The sequence below is a fragment of the Oleiphilus sp. HI0067 genome, from assembly GCF_001635735.1.
The window spans coordinates 1-721 of sequence record NZ_LWFI01000750.1; the positions used below are offsets into that span (position 1 = coordinate 1).

The 721-nt window shown below is 46.0% G+C and carries 2 protein-coding genes; both read right to left on the minus strand.

Going from position 1 to position 721, the window contains the following annotated elements; genetic code table 11:
- On the minus strand, positions 1 to 302 hold a 302-nt coding region (locus tag A3739_RS08225), incomplete at its 3' end, for a hypothetical protein (RefSeq protein ID WP_156502472.1).
- A partial coding sequence (gene map, locus A3739_RS08230) for a type I methionyl aminopeptidase (RefSeq protein WP_068500998.1) occupies positions 299 to 721 on the minus strand: 423 nt, incomplete at its 5' end. The genes A3739_RS08225 and map, both read right to left, overlap by 4 nt.

The following is a 721-nucleotide window of genomic DNA, read 5'->3' on the forward strand; positions in this document are numbered from 1 at the left end:
TCTCCGCGACCATATCCACCAACAGCGATCAGAGAAAAATTATCTTGATCAAACGCGTAACGTGACCAGAGAGCGTTAAGAACTTGATCCATAAACCATGCTTTGGCGCCAATGATCGCTCGGATATCTTCGCCGTCACAATAGAGTTCGTCGAAGCAATCGGCAGCACGTTTTAGATATTCTTTTGTAGCCTTTGCTGGATAGCCTTGGCCGGTCAGATCTTCAAACAGTGTTGTTAGTGAAATGCCAGATTGTTCTAAAAAGCGGGATTTAATTGTTGGTTCCGCTAATTGATAGTTCATGCTAAACCGAAATGCTCTTTCTCTTCTTGGCGCATCGTTAGGACTTCAAAACCATCTTTTGTGACAAGAATCGTATGTTCCCATTGCGCTGATAACTTGTGATCCTTCGTGACAACGGTCCACTCATCCGGGAGTAATTTACAGTGTCGCTTTCCTTGGTTGATCATCGGCTCGATCGTGAAGGTCATACCTTCTTTGATCTCCATGCCTGTGCCTTTCTTTCCATAGTGCATGACTTGAGGGTCTTCGTGGAATACCGCGCCGATACCATGGCCGCAATACTCGCGCACAACCGAGTAGTAGTTGCTCTCAGCGTGCTTTTGAATGACTGCGCCAATATCACCTAAGCGAGCTCCTGGTTTGACCAAAGCAATGCCTTTATACATGCACTCTTGCGTAATTCTAACTAAACGCTCCGC